We start from the raw sequence: 17,997 nt of genomic DNA, 5'->3' as shown, positions 1-17,997 counted from the left end.
ATCCTCCATCATCGGGTTACCGTTCGAGTGGCGTAGGTCGGCCTTGCCGGTGAAAAAGCGGGATCCGTCCGTTTGACAAGGGTGGCCGGGGTACGGTCACACTCCGCTGGTGGGGTCGTCGCGCAGCGGCAGCCCCGGACGGTGGTGAGGTCGGGCGGAGCGGCATCCGTACTGCCCGCGCCGACCAGCTCACGTAACGACCGGGAGAGAAGAGCGAAGGTGTCCCCGAGCAGCGAGACCGCGCGCAACGGCCAGCGACTCGTCATTGTCGAGTCGCCGGCCAAGGCGAAGACGATCAAGGGCTATCTCGGCCCCGGCTACATCGTCGAGGCGAGCGTCGGGCACATCCGCGACCTGCCCGGCACGGCCGCCGAGGTCCCCGACAAGTACACCGGCGAGGTGCGGCGCCTCGGCGTCGACGTCGACCACGACTTCGCGCCGATCTATGTGGTGAACGCGGACAAGAAGTCCCAGGTCACCAAGTTGAAGTCGTTGCTCGCCGAGTCCGACGAGCTCTACCTCGCCACCGATGAGGACCGCGAGGGCGAGGCCATCGCGTGGCACCTCCAGCAGGTCCTCAAGCCCAAGGTGCCGGTGCACCGGATGGTGTTCCACGAGATCACCAAGGCCGCCATCCAGGAGGCCGTCGCCAACCCGCGCGAGCTGAACCAGCGCCTGGTCGACGCCCAGGAGACCCGCCGCATCCTCGACCGCCTCTACGGCTACGAGGTGTCGCCGGTCCTCTGGAAGAAGGTCATGCCGAAGCTCTCGGCGGGCCGGGTCCAGTCCGTCGCGACCCGGCTGGTGGTCGAGCGCGAGCGTGAGCGGATCGCCTTCCGCACTGCCTCGTACTGGGACCTCACCGCGACCTTCGCCACCGGCCGCTCCGCCGCGGACGCCGCGAACCCGGAGAACTTCGGCGCCCGGCTCGCCACCGTCGACGGCCGGCGGATCGCCAGCGGACGTGACTTCGGCTCCGACGGGCAGATCAAGAGCGCCAACACCCTGCACCTGGACGAGCAGGCCGCCCGCGCGCTGGCCGCCGCCCTGGAGCAGACCGCGTTCAGCGTCCGCAGCGTCGAGTCCAAGCCCTACCGCCGCTCGCCGTACGCGCCGTTCCGCACCACCACGCTCCAGCAGGAGGCCAGCCGCAAGCTGGGCTTCGGCGCGAAGCGCACCATGCAGGTGGCCCAGAAGCTGTACGAGAACGGCTTCATCACCTACATGCGTACCGACTCCACCACGCTCTCGGACACGGCGATCGCCGCCGCCCGGGCCCAGGTGACGCAGCTCTACGGCGCGGACTACCTGCCGGACGCCCCGCGCACCTACGCCAGCAAGGTCAAGAACGCGCAGGAGGCGCACGAGGCGATCCGCCCCTCCGGCGACCGCTTCCGCACGCCCGCCGAGACCGGCCTCAGCAGTGACGAGTTCCGCCTGTACGAGCTGATCTGGATGCGCACCGTCGCCTCCCAGATGAAGGACGCGGTCGGGCAGTCGGTCACGGTGAAGGTCGGCGGCGCCTCGGCGGACGGCCGGGACGTCGAGTTCTCCGCCTCCGGCAAGATCATCACCTTCCACGGCTTCCTCAAGGCCTACGTCGAGGGCGCGGACGACCCGAACGCCGAGCTCGACGACCGCGAGCGCCGGCTGCCGCAGGTCACCCAGGGCGACCCGCTCTCCGCCGAGGCGCTGAACCCCGAGGGCCACTCGACCAAGCCGCCGGCCCGCTACACCGAGGCCTCGCTGGTCAAGGAGCTGGAGGACCGCGAGATCGGCCGGCCGTCGACGTACGCGTCGATCATCGACACGATCATCAACCGCAAGTACGTCTTCAAGAAGGGCACGGCGCTCGTCCCGTCGTTCCTCTCCTTCGCGGTGGTCAACCTGCTGGAGAAGCACTTCGGCCGGCTGGTCGACTACGACTTCACCGCGCGGATGGAGGACGACCTCGACCGGATCGCCGCCGGTGAGGCGAAGTCCGTGCCGTGGCTCAAGCGCTTCTACTTCGGCGTGGGCGAGGGCGAGGGCCATGTCGTCGGCGGGGCCGCCGAGGCCGGCAACGGCGACGGCGACCACCTCGGCGGTCTGAAGGAGCTGGTCACCGACCTGGGGGCGATCGACGCCCGCGAGATCAGCTCGTTCAAGATCAGCGACGACATCACGCTCCGGGTCGGCCGCTACGGCCCGTACGTGGAGAAGGCCTCGCAGGTCGAGGGCGAGCCCGGCCAGCGCGCCGACATCCCGGACGAGCTGCCGCCGGACGAGCTGACCGTCGAGCTGGCCGAGGAACTGCTGGCCAAGCCCAGCGGCGACTTCGAGCTGGGCACCGACCCGGTCAGCGGCAACCCGGTGGTGGCCAAGTCCGGCCGCTACGGCCCGTACGTCACCGAGATCCTGCCCGAGGGCACGCCGAAGACCGGCAAGAACGCCGTGAAGCCGCGCACCGCCTCGCTCTTCAAGACGATGTCGCTGGACACCATCACGCTGGAGGAGGCGCTCAAGCTGCTCTCCATCCCGCGGGTGGTGGGCACCGACCCCGAGGGCCAGGAGATCGCGGCGTACAACGGCAAGTTCGGGCCGTACCTCAAGCGCGGCACCGACTCGCGCTCGCTGACCAGCGAGGAGCAGATCCTCACGATCACCCTCGACGAGGCGCTGGCCATCTACGCCCAGCCCAAGCTGCGCGGCCGGGCCGCCGCCGCCCCGCCGCTGAAGGAGCTGGGCACCGACCCGGTGAGCGAGCGTCCGGTGGTGGTCAAGGACGGCCGCTTCGGCCCGTACGTGACCGACGGCGAGACGAACGCGACCCTGCGCAAGGACGACGAGGTCGAGACGATCACGCCGGAGCGCGGGTACGAGCTGCTCGCCGAGAAGCGGGCCCGCGGCCCGGTGAAGAAGGTCGCCAAGAAGGCGCCGGCCAAGAAGGCCGCGACCACCAAGACGGCGGCCAAGAAGACCACCACGGCCAAGAAGGCGACCGCCAAGAAGACGGTCGCCACGAAGACCGCCACCGCCACCAAGACGGCCGCCAAGAAGGTCGCGGCGAAGAAGACCGGCAGCTCCGACGAGGGCTGACCTGCCGACAGCCGCCGCGGGCCCGCCCCTCCCACCGGAGGTGCGGGCCCGCGGTCCGTCCCCGAAGCGTCACAACCGTGCAATGAGCGGCATCCGGAGGCCCACTCCCTCCTTTTGCGGTCACCGCAGACCGCTACGCTGACGGTATGACGAGCGAGGAGCAGCCCCCCACAGGCGCCGCCGTGGCGGCGCAGGCCGCCACCCCAGACCTCCCGGAGGTCACCCCGGCCGGGAGCGCCGGCGAACGGGCCCGCGCACTGCTCCGCCTGCGCCCCTACCGCAGGCTCTGGACGACCCAGCTGATCGGCGGCACCGCCGACCGGCTCGGCCTGCTCGTCCTGCTGGCGCTGACCGTGATCGCCGGCGCGCTCGGGCAGCAGTTCGGAGACCTGCCGCGCAGCCTGGCGTTCGCCGTGGCCGCCGTGTTCGTGGCCCGGCTGGCCGCCACCCTGCTGTTCGGCGCCGCGCTGCTCGGCCCGCTGCACCAACTGGTCGGCAGCAGGCTGGACCGCCGCTGGGCGCTGCTGGGCGCCGACGTGCTGCGCGCCGTCCTGATCGGCATCGCGCCCTGGTGGGTGATCTGGTTCCCCGCCACGGCCGCCAAGCCCACCACCGGCACCGCGACGTACGCGCTGCTGGCCACCGTCTTCGTCACCGGCGCCGCCGAGCGGATCTGGGCCGTCACCAAGGACGCCGCCGCCCCCGCGCTGCTGCCGCCCGTGAACCCGCACGCCCCGTACGCCCAGCAGCGTCCGTCCGCGGCGAACCTGGAGACCGTGCGCTCGCTGGACCTGCGCACCGGCTGGGCCACCGTGCCGCTCGCGGCCGCCGCGCTGATCGTCCTCACCCTCCTCAACAACGTCTTCGCGGCGCTCGGCTCGGACTGGCTGCGCAGCAACCAGCTCACCTGCGCGGCGCTGGGCGCCACCGCCCTGTTCGTCACCTCGACCGCCCTGACGTACCTGCAGGACCTGCCCTCCGGGCCGGTCGCCACCGCCCCGCGCTCGCCGCTGCAGGGGCTGCGCGCCCCGACCGACGCCACGCCCGGCCCCGCATTGCGCAAGGGTCGTACCGGATCGGCCCCCTACTTCACCTTCGCGGTGGCCGCCGCCCACGCCTCGCTGGCCGGTGTCGCCTCGCTCGCCCTGCTGACCGCCGTCGAGCACCGGGCCGGTCCGATCGGCTACGGCCTGGTGGTGCTCGCCGCCACCGGCGCACCGGCGCTCGGCATCCGCCTCACCCGGGCCACCCTGCCCGCCCTCTCGCGCCGCCGCCTGCTGGCGCTGGCCCTGCTGGCCGAGGGCGTCGCGCTGATCCTGGCCGGCCTGGTGCTGGACTTCGTGCTGGTCGTCCTGCTGACCGCGCTGGCCGGACTGGCCGCCGGCATCGTGGTCTCGGCCGGCCGCGGCCTGCTCGCCCAGGAGGTCGAGGAGGCCCGGCTGCCCAGGGTCACCGACCACCTCCACGCGGTGCTGCGGGTTGTGGTGGCCGTGGCGCTGGTCGCCGTGCCGCTGATCGCCGCCGCGTACGGCAACGTGGTCGTCGGCGACGCCAAGCCGGGCGGTTTCACCTTCATCCACGGCGGTGCGGCGCTCGCCGTCGGCACCACCGGACTGCTCACCCTGGTGCTGGCCGCGGTCGTGCTGCTGAGGACGGACGACCGGCGCGGCACCGCCCCCTTCGTCCGGGACCTCCTCGACGCCGTCCGCGGCACCACCGGCCCGGCCCCGCACCGCACCTCGGGCACCGGATTCTTCGTCGCCCTGGAGGGTGGCGACGGCGCCGGCAAGTCCACCCAGGCGAACGCCCTGGCGGAGTGGATCCGCAGCAAGGGCCACGAGGTGGTGCTGACCCGGGAGCCCGGCGGCAGCCCGGTCGGCCAGCGGCTGCGCGGTCTCGTCCTGGACGTCGGCAACACCGGGCTCTCGCACCGGGCGGAGGCGCTGATCTACGCGGCCGACCGCGCGGAGCACGTCGAGAACGTGATCCGGCCCGCACTGGAGCGCGGCGCCGTCGTCATCACCGACCGCTACATGGACTCCTCGATCGCCTACCAGGGCGCCGGGCGCGACCTGGCCGCGACCGAGGTGGCCCGGATCTCCCGCTGGGCGACCGGCGGGCTCGTCCCCGACCTCACCGTCGTGCTGGACGTGGACCCGGACGCCGCCCGCGACCGCTTCACCGAGGCGCTGGACCGCCTGGAGTCCGAGCCCACCGAGTTCCACCAGCGGGTCCGCTCCGGCTTCCTGGCCCTGGCCGCCGCCGACCCGGCCCGCTACCTGGTGGTGGACGGCGCCCAGCAGCCCGGCCTCGTCACCACCGCGATCCGCCACCGGCTCGACCGCGAGCTGCCGCTCTCCCACCAGGAGCGCGCCGCCCGGGTCGAGCAGGAGCGGCTGGCCCGGGAGGAGGCCGCCCGCCGCGCCGCCGAGGAGGCCCGGCTCAAGGCCGAGGCCGAGGCCGCCGAGCGCAAGCGCCTGGAACTGCTGGAGCAGCTGCGGGCCGAGCAGGCCGAGAAGGACCGCCTGGCCAAGGAGGAGGCCGACCGGATCGCCGCGGAGGCGGCCCGCAAGGCCGCCGAGGAGGCCCGCGTCAGGGCCGAGCAGGAGGCCCGCGAGCGGGCCGAGGAGCAGGCGCGACTGCGGGCCGCCGAGGAGGTCAGGCTGGCCGCGGAGGCTGCCGAAAGCGAGCGCCGGCAGGCCGAGGCCGCCGCCCAGGCCGAGCTCCAGCGCCAGCGCGAGCTGCAGCGCGCCGAGCAGCGCCGCCGGGCCGAGGAGGCCCTGCAGCGCGCGGAGGAGGCCCGGCTGGCCGAGGCCGCCGCTGCCGTGCCCGCGGACGTGACGGCGGAGCTGCCCCAGGTCGGCGCCGCCGACGTCACGCAGGAGATCTCCGAGCGGGACCGGCAGGCGGCGGTCCGCGCCGCCGCGGAGGCCGCCGAGGCCGAGCGCGCGCGGAAGGCCGCCCGCCCGGGCCCCGCCGCCCCGGCCGACGAGACCGCGGTGCTGCCGCGGGTGCCCGGCGCCGACGGAGCGGCCGACACCTCCCGTACGACCGGCGCCGAGGACAGGTCGGGGGCGCCGTCCGCGGCCGCGGACCGCACCTCGGTGCTGCCGCGGGTCGGGTCGGGCGCGACCTCCGACCGCACCCGGGAGCTGCCGCTGGTGGCGGACCCGGCGGACACCGTCGCCGAGGAGCCGCCCGCCGCGTCCCGGCCCCGGCCGTCCTGGGCCGAGGAGACCCCGATGGACGACCTCCCGAGCCTGACCGACACCCTGCTCGGCTCCCGCGAGGAGTGGGCGCAGTGGCAGCAGCCCGGCCCGGACGAGGACGAGGACGGCAAGGGCAAGGGCCGCAAGCGGCGCCGCTGACGGATCGCGGGTGGCGTGAGGACGTGCGCGTGGCGTCGGTTCCACGGTGCGACGGGTGGTGCCCCGGTCCGGGGCACCACCCGCTGTCGTCGCGGACACGTATGCTCGACCGCGAGCGGAGCCCGGCAGGGCGAAGCCGTACGGACAAGAGGGTTGAGGAGCGCCGGTGGCCGTCTGGGACGACCTGGTGGGCCAGGAGCGGGTGGTCGAGCAGCTGACCGCCGCTGCCGCGGCGGCCCGGGCGACCGTCCTCGCCGGGCGCGGCGCCGACCGGGCGGCGGGCACCAACGCCTCCTCGATGACGCACGCCTGGCTGTTCACCGGCCCGCCCGGGGCCGGTCAGACGACCGCGGCCCGCGCCTTCGCCGCCGCCCTGCAGTGCACCAGCCCCGACCTCGAACTCGGCGGCACCCCCGGCTGCGGGTTCTGCGACGGCTGCCACACCGTGATGGCCGGCAGCCACGCCGACGTGAAGTTCGTCCGCACCGACGGGCTGTCGATCAGCGTCAAGGACATGCGCGACCTGGTGCTTCGCGCCTCCAGCTACCCGACCGGCGGGCGCTGGTCGGTGATCATGATCGATGCCGCCCACCGGCTCACCGAGGCGGCGGCCAACGCCCTGCTGAAGGCCGTCGAGGAGCCCTCGCCGCGGACCGTCTGGCTGCTCTGCGCCCCCTCCGTCCAGGACGTGCTGCCCACCATCCGCTCGCGCGCGCGCCTGCTGGTGCTGCGCACGCCCGCCGCCGAGGCGGTCGCCGACATGCTGGTCCGCCGGGACGGGGTCGAGCCCGCGACGGCCCGGATGGCCGCCCTGGCCGGGCAGGGTGACGTGGAGCGGTCCCACCGGCTGGCGGTGGACGAGCAGGCCCGCACCCGCCGCGCCGACGTGCTGCGGATCCCGCTGGAGGTCGCCGACATCGGCGGCTGCCTGAGCGCCGCCCAGCGGCTGGTGGACACCGCGAAGGCCGACGCCGACGCCTTGGCCGAGACGCAGGACGCCCGCGAGACCGACGACCTCAAGGCGGCGTACGGCGCGGCGGAGGGCTCGAAGGCCCCGCGCGGCATGGCCGGGGCCGTGAAGGAGCTGGAGAAGCGCCAGAAGAGCAGGGCCACCCGGACGCGCCGGGAGACCCTGGGGGTGGCCCTGCTCGACCTGCTGGGCTTCTACCGGGACGTCCTCGCGCTCCAGCTCGGCTCGACCGGCGCGCTGGCCAACGAGGACCAGCGGTCGGCGCTCTCCCGGGTGGCCTCGGCCGGTCCGCCGGAGGGCACGCTGCGGCGGATCGAGGCGGTGCTGGCCTGCCGCCGGGCACTGGACCGCAACGTCGACCCGCTGCTGGCGGTGGAGGCGATGACCGTCGCCCTGCGGGCGGGCTGAGCCCGCCGGGGCGCCGTCCGGTCCGCACCTCCGGGGCCCCGCTCGGCCCGGCGCCGCACGGCCCTTCGCCTGCCCGCCGTAGCGCCGGGTCCCCCTTTCGAGTGAACGTCCGCACTCGCCCGGAACGCTCGCGTGCGCCGGGCCGATCGTCTTGCACCCTGTGGACCCAGTACACCGTGGCCGTCCGGCGGAGCTGGTCGCCCAGGCCGCCGCGGCCTCCGCTACCGGTCCTCCGGTCATCCCGAGGTGGTGCGTCCCATGCTCCGTCCGCTCCTCGTCGTCCTCCTGCTCGCCGCCGCGGCCTGCGGTGCCTGGCTGGCCCGCGACGCGCTGGCGCGCTGGCGGGACCTGCGCTCCGCGCAGACCTACGAGCTGACCGGGGAGCAGCGGCCGGTGCTGCTGCGGGCCGCGGGCGCGGTGCTCTGCGCGGTCTGCGTCGTCGCGTCGGCCGTGCCGCTGGTGCTCGGCTCGCTCGGGGGGAGCGGCGCCGGCAGCGGGCTCGCCCTGGAGGACACCCGCACGGGCACCGCACCCAAACCGGCGGCCCCGCCGCCCGGCGAGGCCGCCGCCCCGGCCCAGGCGGCGCCGGCGCCGGCTCCGGTGGTCACCCGCTTCGAGAGCATCGGGCACCCGGCCGGCGGGGACCTCCAGGAGGCCTCGGTCGCCGGCCGGGACGGGCATCCGCACAAGGTCCGGGTCTGGCTCCCGGCCGAGTACGCCAAGGACCCGAACGCCCGCTTCCCGGTGATCGTCCTGCACGGCGCCACCCCCCGGAAGACCGCCGACACCGAGGTGCCGGACGTGTTCGACGGCATCGCCTCCGCCGTCCAGACCGGCCGCTCCCGCCCCTTCGTGGTGGTCGTCCCGGAGGCCCCCTCCGGCACCGAGCGCCCCTGCGACCTGGTCGCCGCGGCTCCGCAGGCCGTCGCCGACGACGCCGCGCTGCGCACCGCCGTGGCCGCCGCCTTCCGGACGGCCCCGGCCGGGCCGGCGGGCTGGGGGGTGCTCGGCGTCGAGGGCGGCGCGCCGTGCGCGGCGGCGGCCGGCCTGTCCCGCCCCGACCTGTACGGTGCCGCCGCCGCGGTCTCCGGCCGCTACGACACGGCGGCGCTGGCCAGGACGGGTGCCGAGGCCCCGGCGGCCGACGCCCCCCGTCTGCTGCTGGCCGCCGCCAAGGCCGACGCACCCGGCCTCGACGGCCTGCGCAAGCTCCAGGCGGCCCTGAAGGCCGGCACCGGCCAGGCGGCCCGCGCCGATGTCCGGACCTCGGAGATCGTGCAGGACTACACCCCGGCGCTGGAGCGGTTGCGGCTGGTGCGGGTCGCGGTCCAGTACCTCGCGGAGACGCTCGCCAAGCCGTCCTGAGCGGCGCGGGCGGCCCGGCGCACTACGCTTGATCCACGCCGCGCAGGTGGCGGCGGGCTGTACCACGGGCGCCCCGAACACCACGGCACACGGACGGACAGGCACGGCGGTCTCGACGGTCACTCCAGCCACTGGAATCACCACGGGACCCTTTTGCCACCCCCGGACCGTTGTGCACCACAGGACCACCACAGGACCACCGCAGGACCACCACGGCACCCGAGTACGCGAGTACCCGGGTGCCGTGCCGCACCCGGGCCGGCCCGGGCCCCGGGCGCGGATCCACGACCGGCCGAACCGGACACACCAGCACACCAGCACACCAGCACCTGAGGGGAACCCCGCCGATGCGCGCAGTCCAGCCGGCCGGAGCGCCGACCGCAGCACCGACCCGAACCCGGGCGGGTGCGCGGCTGCGTACGGCCGCCGTGCTGGTGGCGGCCACCGGGCTGCTGCTGGGCGGCTGCTCGTCGCCGGGCGGCGACCCCGGTCCGGCATCCCCGCCCGCATCCCCGCCGCCGTCCTCCTCGGGGGCGCCGACGCAGGCCGCCCCGGGTGCGGCGGCTCCGGCCGGACCGACCCCGCTGCAGGCGCTGCCGCCCGAGATCCCGACGGCGCTGGCCGGCTACTACGCGCAGAAGCTGGACTGGAAGTCCTGCGACGAGCGCTTCGAGTGCGCCACCTTCAAGGTGCCGCTGGACTACGCCGCGCCGACGGGCGGCGACATCTCGCTCACCGCGGCCCGCCGCCCCTCCGACGGCACCGCGAAGCGGATCGGTTCGCTGTTGCTCAACCCCGGCGGGCCCGGCGGCTCGGCGATCGAGTACATGGAGGCCGCCGTCGCCGGCTACGACGCGGGCGTGCTCGGCGCCTACGACCTGGTCGGCCTCGACCCGCGCGGGGTCGGCCGCAGCAGCCCGGTCACCTGTCTGAGCGGTGAGCGGATGGACGCGTACACCGCCGTCGACATCACGCCGGACGACCAGGCCGAGACGGACGCCCTGGTCGCGTCCGACAAGGAGTTCGCCGAGGCGTGCAAGCAGAACTCCGGAGCCCTGCTCGGCCATGTCGGCACCGTCGAGGCGGCCCGCGACATGGACGTCCTGCGCGCCCTGCTCGGGGACGACCGGCTGTACTACGTGGGCAAGTCCTACGGCACCTACCTCGGGGCCACCTACGCCGGCCTCTTCCCCTCCCGGGTCGGCCGGCTGGTGCTCGACGGGGCGATGGACCCCTCGCTCGACTCGGTCACCGGCAACCGCACCCAGGCGGGCGGCTTCGAGACCGCCTGGGCGGCCTTCGCGAAGGACTGCGTCAAGCGCGACGGCTGCCCCGTCGGCAAGGACGAGCAGCAGGCGGGCGGGCAGCTCGACGCGCTGTTCAAGTCGATCGACGCCAATGCGCTGGCCACCGACTCGGGCCGCCGCCTGACCGAGTCCCAGGCCACCACGGGGGTGATCGAGGCGATGTACGCGGAGTTCCTCTGGCCGAACCTGCGCAGCGCGCTGACGGACGCCAAGGCGGGTGACGGCACCGGCCTGCTGGAACTCTCCGACTCGTACTACAACCGCGGCGAGGACGGCTCGTACCCCAACCTGATGTTCGCCAACATGGCCGTGAACTGCCTCGACCTCCCGGCGCCCTTCGCCAGCCCGGCGGACGTCCGGCAGGCGGTGCCGGACTTCGAGCAGTCCTCCCCGCACTTCGGCCGGGACATGGCCTGGATGGCGCTGGCCTGCGGATACTGGCCGGTCGCCGCCACCGGCGCGCCGCACACCGTCCGCGCGGCCGGCGCCGACCCGATCGTGGTGGTCGGCACCACCCGCGACCCGGCGACCCCGTACGCGTGGGCGCAGTCGCTGGAGGGGCAGCTGGAGTCGGGCCGGCTGATCACCTACGAGGGTGACGGGCACACGGCGTACGGGCGGCACAACACCTGCGTGGACGGCGCCGTGAACCGCTACCTGCTGACCGGCCAGGCTCCGGACGAGGGCCTGCACTGCACGAAGTGATTCGTGCTTCAACAGTCCGCCTGCGGCCAGGTACGATGACTCGCCCGTTTCCGCGTCCGCAGCCCGGACGCCGGCTGTCCCGTGCCTGCAGGAGGAGCGCCCCGTGCTCGGAGTCAACGACCTGGCGACCTACGTCCTCGGGGCCCTGGTCATCGTGCTGCTGCCCGGCCCGAACTCGCTGTACGTCCTGTCGGTCGCCGCCCGCCGGGGCGTGCGCACCGGCTACCGCGCCGCCCTCGGCGTCTTCGTCGGCGACTTCACCCTGATCAGCCTGACCTCGCTCGGCGCGGCCTCCCTGCTGAAGGCCAACCCGGCGGTCTTCCTGGTGGTGAAGTTCGGCGGCGCCGCCTACCTGCTCTGGATCGGCCTCGGCATGCTGCGGGCCGCCCGCCAGCTCTGGCGCGAGCACCGGTCGGCCGCCGGGGCCGCCCCGGACGCCGGGCCGGCGGAGACGACCGCCACCGAGGAGAACCCCTTCCGCCGGGCGCTGGTGATCAGCCTGCTGAACCCGAAGGCGATCCTCTTCCTGCTCTCCTTCTTCACCCAGTTCGTCGACCCCTCGTACGGGCAGCCGGCCCTCTCCTTCGCCCTCCTCGGCGGGATCCTGCAGGGCTTCAGCCTCCTGTACCTCTCCCTGCTGATCTTCGCGGGCACCACCCTGGCCGCCGCCTTCCGCCGCCGCAGGCGCCTCTCCGCCGGTCTGACCAGCGGCGTCGCCGTCCTCTTCGCCGGCTTCGCCGCCAAGCTCGCCGTCTCCTCCGCCTGACCCGCCCACCCGCTCCCTCCGGAGCCCGCTCGAACAGAGCTCCGGAGGGCCGGTGCGGACCACCCCCCGAAACTGTGTAGACTTGCCCGCGTTGCCGACGCAATGATTGCCCTCCGGGGCAGCAGAGCCCGGCGGCGCCGCTTTAGCTCAGTTGGCCAGAGCAACGCACTCGTAATGCGTAGGTCTCGGGTTCGAATCCCGAAAGCGGCTCTGCGAAACCCCAGGACTCACTCGCCGTGACCTGGGGTTTTGTGTTTCCCGGGCCCGGCGGTGCCAGGTCCGGACGACCTTTCCAGTCGCCCTGGCCGACCTCCCCACAGTGCCGCGCCCGTAACCGAGGCTGCGGCTGCCGACGCTACCTGTGTTCAGCGGGTCGCCATCCGCGTGGACGAGTGCCCGAGGATCTCCGTCCCCACGCGCGATTCACGTCGCTCTCGAAACCGGCCGGCCCGGGGGCTCGACGGCCTGGCGCGCTGGCCGGCCCACCTGCCGGCCACGTGGGGTCCGGGAAGGGGCGTCAGAAGTGGCGTTTGGACCGCGACCGGGAAGTGGCGTTGCTAAGGTCGAGTCATCACCATGCGGAGGGGTGCTCACCACCACCCGTCCGAACTTGCTGAGTGGATTCGCGACCGGGCCTCGATCTGGACGTGCCGGGCCACGCAGAGGCCCCCCGCCAATCGCTGTGGCGGGGGGCCGTTCTGCTGCCCGACTGTGCCAGCCCGGGGGTGCACGGTAGCGACGGCTAGGCCACGATCACGCTCACCACAAGCGTGACGAGGCTCAGCAGGACCGGCAGGCTGTACTTGTACCGCCTGCACCATCGGTCGAACGCTTCCCATGCCCTGGTCGCCATGCTCGGCCCCTTCCACAGTGGCCCCGGACGTTCCGGGGGCGCGGCGGGTGGAGAGCCGGGCCGCTGATCGGCGACAGCAGGAACGCTACGCGACGGCCTGTGATCGCGGCAACGTACGGATGGTCAGAACTGCCTGCCAAAGGCACATCTGGGCCCGAATGAAGAAGAACCATCCGAACGGGCCAGCGGCCCATAGTCCAGATGGTGCGGCCCAATCCCCCCGCGGTGCCACAGCGCAGCGGCGATGGACCTGAAACACGCGGGGTGGCAGCTTCTGGACCCGACCCTGGCCGGTCGAGCGCGTCGGCTCCGGGCAGTGCCGAAGGTCCGTGCCCGGGTGAGGGCGGCGGGGTCATGAACAGGTCGAACCGTACGGATGTCTCCGCTGCCCAACTCGGCGGTGATGCAAGATCATTGGGCGCGTCCGGCCCGGGCGGACGGGTGGCTCCGCGGCCCGGCAGGAATTCCCGTGATACCCGGAAAGTGACCGGCGACGCGCGGTAGCGTCGGTCAGCATCCGGGCGCCGACCGAACGCGGGTCACCTGCCCGGGATCGGTGTCACCGGGCCCGCGAGCGATGCGGGCGGGAGGGGGAGAGATGGGCGGCTCGAACGGTACGGGGGAGGAATGGCTGGACCTGGCGGACGCGATCACGCTGCTGCGCGGCCAGGTCGCCGAGGCCCGGGACCGGCTCAACCGGAACGGCGCACGTGAGTCCGGGGTGCTGTTCAACCTGGGGGAGATCACGCTGGAGCTCGGGATGGAACTGACCCGTACGAAGGGCGGGGACGGGAGTCTGCGCTTCGGCGTCGCCGGGTTCGGGGGCAAGTACGAGAAGGCCAACAAGGCCACGCACAAGGTGACGGTGCGCTTGGAGGCGCACCAGATCGGCGGCGGCTCCGTCGAGGTCAGCAGCCGCGACGACTAGTAGCTGCCGGCGGCGGGGGCCGCCCGGCACGGCACTCGGGAGCAGGGGGGAACGTGGACTTCGACCGCGAGCTTGTGGAGCTGGAGCGCATTGTTCAGGTCCGCCATCACAGGCCGGGGGAGGATGGGGCGGACTTCGGTACGGGTTTTCTGGTGGCGCCTCGGCTGGTCCTGACCGCCGCACACGTCTTCCGGGACGGTGCCGGGCCGGCCCCCGGGGATGCGACGGTGTCCCGGCCCCGGCCGGCGCTGCCCGGTGAGCAGGGCGACGGGCAGGCGTTCGGCCCGGAGTTCGCGGCCACGGTGCTCTGGCAGCGCTACGACGAGTTCGTCGACGCGGCCCTCGTCGAGATCGACGAGGGCAACCACTGGCAGCCCCCGGAATCCCTGGAGGACATCGGCACCCGCCCGCCGCAGCGCTGGGGCCACCTCATCGGGTCCGCTCCGTACGGCGTGGTCGTACCGGGTTTCCCCCGCATGCAGAAGCAGGCCAAGGCGAAGGGTGGCCGGTGGATCGACGAGCAGGTCATCGGCACGGTGAACCCGGGGAACGGCTCCCTCGCCCACCGCTACGAGATCTCCAGTCAGATGGGGATCCCCGCAGTCGAAGTGCAGCTCGGGAACGGCACGGTGTGGTCGGGCCTGTCCGGGGCCGCCGTCCTCGCGGGTCCGTTCCTGTGCGGAGTCATCAGGGAGGACCGCCGGGCCACCGGGGGCACCCGACTGACGGCGACACAGGTCGCGCACCTCGTCGCGGACGAGGAGTTCCGTCAGTACGTCGAGAAGCACAGCGGCTGGGAGCCGGTCCTCGAACCCGTCGAACCCGCCCATCTCCTCATCCCCGCGGTCCACGAACGCCGGGTGGCATCCCCTGCCGCCCTCCTGCGGGCCGACGTCGAGGCGGTGGCGTTCCACGGGCGGGACTCCGAGCTGGCGGAGCTGACGGCGTGGTGCACCGAGGGCCCGGCCGCCCTCTCCGCGCGTGTCCTCACCGGCCCCGGTGGTCAGGGCAAGACCCGCCTCGCCCGGCAACTGACCACGCGTCTCGGACAGGCCGGCTGGGTCACCGGCCACCTGCGCCCCGATCTCACCGACAGCCCCGACCAGACGGTGACCGATTTCGGCGCTCTGGCCACTGCTCTGCCGATGCTGCTGGTGGTGGACTACGCCGAGACCCGCCCGTATCTGGTGCGGCGGCTGGTGGCGCAGCTCCTCCAGGGGCGTCATCGGGTCCGGCTGCTGCTGCTCGCCCGGGCCGACGGCGACTGGCTCACCGACTCACTGAGCGCCGCGCACGCCACCCGGATGGTCCTGAACACGGCGGCGGTCATCGAACTCGCCCCCCTCATGCCCCGCGGGCGGCCGGCGCACGACCGGTTGGAGGCGTTCCGGAGCTCGGCGCGCGACCTGGCCCGTCTCCTGCCCGCGGTCGCGTCCCTGCCCGCGCACGCGTGGTCCCCGCTCGCCGACTCCCTGGTGCCGGTCGACGATCTGAACGACTCCCGCTACGAGAACGTCCTCACCCTGCAGATGACCGCCCTGACCGCGCTCCTGCAGCAGGGGCCCACCCCGGTCCATGCCGACCGCGGTGCGCCGGCCGAGAAGGTCCTGCTGCTGCACGAGGAACGCTTCTGGCTCGACAGCGCCAATGCGCCGGCGTTCGGGCTGGGGATGAACGGCGAGACGGTGAAACACCTGGTCGCGGTGGCGGCCCTGTGCGGAGCCGAGGACGAGGACGAGGCCCTCGGGGTCGTCGGGACGGTGACCGGGCTCCCGGCCGAGCGGAGCCTGGCCGCCGTGCGGTGGCTCTCCCTCCTGTACCCGTCCGGGCCGGACGGGTACTGGGGCTCCCTCCAGCCCGACCGGGTCGCGGAGTTCCACGCCGCGGAGATGCTCATCAGGAAGAGCATCCGGCTCCCGGCCCTGCTGTCCGCCGCCTCGCCCGGTCAGCAGGCCCAGGTCGTCACCGTGCTCGCCCGCTCGGCCGTCGCCCACTACAACAACCGCCGCACCGCCGGCAGCGAGGCGGTGCTGAAGGCCCTGGACGCCGCACTGGAGGCGGCGCCCCTCCACTACGAGGCCCTGCGCCCCGCCGCGGTCGCCCTGGGCAATCCCTCTCGGATCATCCGGCCGCTCGGCATGAAGCTCATCCGGGACCGGCTGGACGTGCTCCGCCAGAGGGCGGCGGACGACCCCGCGACCCACGAGGCCCTGCTGGGGAGGGTGCTCTCCAGTTTCGCCGGTTACCTGGCCGAGGCCGGGGACCGTACCGGGGCCGCGGCCGAGGAGCGTCGGGCGATCGAGATCCACCGACGCCACGCGGCGCAGGATCCCGAGGCCCGGGACGGGCTCGCCAGGTCCCTCTCGAACCTGGGCTTCTACCTGTCGGAGCTGGGGCGGTGGGACGAGGCCCTGGCGGCGGGGGAGGAGTCGGTGGTGGTCTGCCGCGACATCGCGAGCACGAACGCCGCGTTCGACGAGTCCGTCCTCGCGGTGGCGCTCTCGAACCTCAGCATCCGTCGGTCCGAGACCGGTCGGCACGGCCCGGCCCTCGAAGCCGCGGAAGAGGCGGCGGAGATCCAACAGCGCCTGGCCGGGCAGGACCAGGCCGCCCATGAGCGCGGCCTCGCCAGATCACTCTCCAACATGGGCGTCCGGCTGTCGGAGAACGGGCGGTGGACGGAGGCCCTGGCGGCGGAGGAGAGGGCGGCGGAGGTCATGCGCCGGCGCGCGGCCATCGACCCCGCCGCCTGCGAAGCGGAGTACGCCGACTCGCTCTTCAACCTGGGTGTCCGATTCTCCGACGTCGGGAGGTGGCAGGAGGCACTGGCCGCGGAGCAGACCGCCGTCGACATCTACCGGAGGCTCGCGGCCGACAATCCGGCCCGCCACGAGCCCGATCTCGCCGGCACCCTGGGCAATCTCGCGAACTTCCTCTCCGAGGCCGGACTGCCCGAGAAGGCGCTCGCGGCGGTCGAGGAGGCGGTCCGGCTGCGCCGGCGGCTGGCCGAGGAGTACCCCGCCGTCCATGAGCCGGACCTGGCCGCCGCACTGCAGAACCTCGGCAACCACCTGTCCACCGCAGGCGATTCGGCGCGGGCGCTGTCGGTGACGGAGGAGGCTGTGGAGATCCGCCGGCGCCACGCGGAGCAGAACCCCGACGTCCACCGGCCCGACCACGCCGCCGCGCTGTTCTGCCTCGGTGTCCACCTGCGCGCGGCGGGACGGCGGGAGGACGGCGTCAGGGCGGTGGAGCAGGCGCTGGAGATCTACCGGGGCCTGCGGCCCGGTGCGGCCCGCCCCCACCAACTCGCGCTCACCCTGGTGCACCTGGTCGGCGCCCTGCCCTCCGTCGGCCGCAACGACGAGACCCTCGCCCTGGCCCGGGAGGCCGAGGCGGTCTACCGGCAGCTGGGGGACAACCCGGCGTTGGACCCCGCGCGTGCGGGTCTGCTCGTCGGCCTGGCGGACCGTGCCGCGGAGGCGGGGGACAGGGAGGGTGCCCTCGAAGCCGGCGAGCAGGCACTGGAGGTCTACCGACGACTGTCGGCGGACCGTCCGGACGCCTTCGAGGGCATGCTCGCCGTTGCCCTCTCGGCCCAGGGCGTGCGCCTTTCGGAGGCGGGACGCCACGAGGAGGCACTCGTCGCCACGGAGGAGGCGGTGGCCCTCTGCCGGCGACGGGCTGCGCAGGACTCCGCTGCCGCGGTCCGACCCGAACTCGCGCTCGCGCTCGGCGGGCTGGTCGGGCTCCTGGAGGCGGCGGGAAGGACCGAGGACGTCCTGCCCGTCGCGGAGGAGGCGGTGGAGACTTCCCGGAGGGTGGCGGAGGCCGATCCGGTCGGCTCCGAGCACCTGCTCGCACTGGCGTTGAACAACCTGGCCCGCTGCCTCGTACCGCACTCCGAGCGGTGGCCGGAAGGCCGGGCCGCCGTGGACGAGGCGGTGGAGGTCTTCCGGCGGGTGGCGACCCGGGACCCGGGAACGTTCGAGCAGTACCTCGCTCTGCCTCTTGCAGCGGCGCTCTGGCTCGCGGCGGAGTACCACAAGGAGGAGCAGGACCTCACCGGTGCACTGGAGCTGTTGTCCGAGTCGGAGCAGCGCTACGAGGTGCTCGTCCGCAGGCTCCCCGGAGCCTTCGAGGCCCTGCGCGACGCCGTCGTCGCCGCCAGGACCGAGCTCCTCGGGAAGCTGGGGCAGGGCGCCGACCGGCCGGGCGCCGGGTGAGCTCCCGGCCGGTCGTGGTGGTG

General features: G+C 73.9%; 8 protein-coding genes and 1 tRNA gene. All 9 read left to right on the top strand.

Features of this window, described 5'->3' with window-relative positions; all coding sequences use genetic code 11:
* The first annotated feature begins 219 nt into the window (after positions 1 to 219).
* The 9 genes from topA to ACFTWP_RS05220 all read left to right on the top strand — a co-directional run bounded on the left by topA (position 220) and on the right by ACFTWP_RS05220 (position 17,974).
* Complete coding sequence (gene topA, locus ACFTWP_RS05260; protein WP_380262894.1) at positions 220 to 3,078, top strand: type I DNA topoisomerase; 2,859 nt, start codon at positions 220 to 222, stop codon at positions 3,076 to 3,078.
* A 146-nt stretch (positions 3,079 to 3,224) separates the two neighbouring features.
* Positions 3,225 to 6,446, top strand: coding sequence for a dTMP kinase (gene tmk / locus ACFTWP_RS05255; protein ID WP_380262892.1), 3,222 nt, complete (start codon positions 3,225 to 3,227; stop codon positions 6,444 to 6,446).
* Between the two features lie 166 nt (positions 6,447 to 6,612).
* Complete coding sequence (locus tag ACFTWP_RS05250) at positions 6,613 to 7,824, top strand: DNA polymerase III subunit delta' (RefSeq protein ID WP_380262890.1); 1,212 nt, start codon at positions 6,613 to 6,615, stop codon at positions 7,822 to 7,824.
* 258 nt (positions 7,825 to 8,082) lie between these two features.
* Positions 8,083 to 9,189 carry a hypothetical protein gene (locus ACFTWP_RS05245; protein ID WP_380262888.1) on the top strand — a complete coding sequence of 369 codons (1,107 nt, stop codon included), beginning with the start codon at positions 8,083 to 8,085 and terminating at the stop codon, positions 9,187 to 9,189.
* Positions 9,190 to 9,536: 347 nt separating this feature from the next.
* Positions 9,537 to 11,201 carry an alpha/beta hydrolase gene (locus ACFTWP_RS05240; protein WP_380262886.1) on the top strand — a complete coding sequence of 555 codons (1,665 nt, stop codon included), beginning with the start codon at positions 9,537 to 9,539 and terminating at the stop codon, positions 11,199 to 11,201.
* A 103-nt stretch (positions 11,202 to 11,304) separates the two neighbouring features.
* Positions 11,305 to 11,967, top strand: a complete 663-nt coding sequence (gene leuE, locus ACFTWP_RS05235; RefSeq protein WP_380262884.1) for a leucine efflux protein LeuE — start codon at positions 11,305 to 11,307, stop codon at positions 11,965 to 11,967.
* Positions 11,968 to 12,103: 136 nt separating this feature from the next.
* Positions 12,104 to 12,177 (top strand) — tRNA-Thr (locus ACFTWP_RS05230).
* Positions 12,178 to 13,418: 1,241 nt separating this feature from the next.
* Positions 13,419 to 13,748, top strand: coding sequence for a trypco2 family protein (locus tag ACFTWP_RS05225; RefSeq protein ID WP_380262882.1), 330 nt, complete (start codon positions 13,419 to 13,421; stop codon positions 13,746 to 13,748).
* A 227-nt stretch (positions 13,749 to 13,975) separates the two neighbouring features.
* Positions 13,976 to 17,974, top strand: a complete 3,999-nt coding sequence (locus tag ACFTWP_RS05220) for a tetratricopeptide repeat protein (protein ID WP_380262880.1) — start codon at positions 13,976 to 13,978, stop codon at positions 17,972 to 17,974.
* Positions 17,975 to 17,997: the final 23 nt, after the last annotated feature.

The sequence above is a fragment of the Kitasatospora sp. NPDC057015 genome, assembly GCF_042673745.1.
In the GTDB taxonomy this organism is placed as follows: domain Bacteria; phylum Actinomycetota; class Actinomycetes; order Streptomycetales; family Streptomycetaceae; genus Kitasatospora.
Note: the sequence above shows the minus strand (reverse complement) of the source record. Positions and strands in the feature narration are given on the sequence as shown.

Coding starts and splice junctions, on each gene's coding strand:
- tmk (WP_380262892.1), top strand. CDS start 3,225: ATGACGAGCGAGGAGCAGCCCCCCACAGGCGCCGCCGTGGCGGCGCAG.
- ACFTWP_RS05245 (WP_380262888.1), top strand. CDS start 8,083: ATGCTCCGTCCGCTCCTCGTCGTCCTCCTGCTCGCCGCCGCGGCCTGC.
- ACFTWP_RS05240 (WP_380262886.1), top strand. CDS start 9,537: ATGCGCGCAGTCCAGCCGGCCGGAGCGCCGACCGCAGCACCGACCCGA.
- ACFTWP_RS05225 (WP_380262882.1), top strand. CDS start 13,419: ATGGGCGGCTCGAACGGTACGGGGGAGGAATGGCTGGACCTGGCGGAC.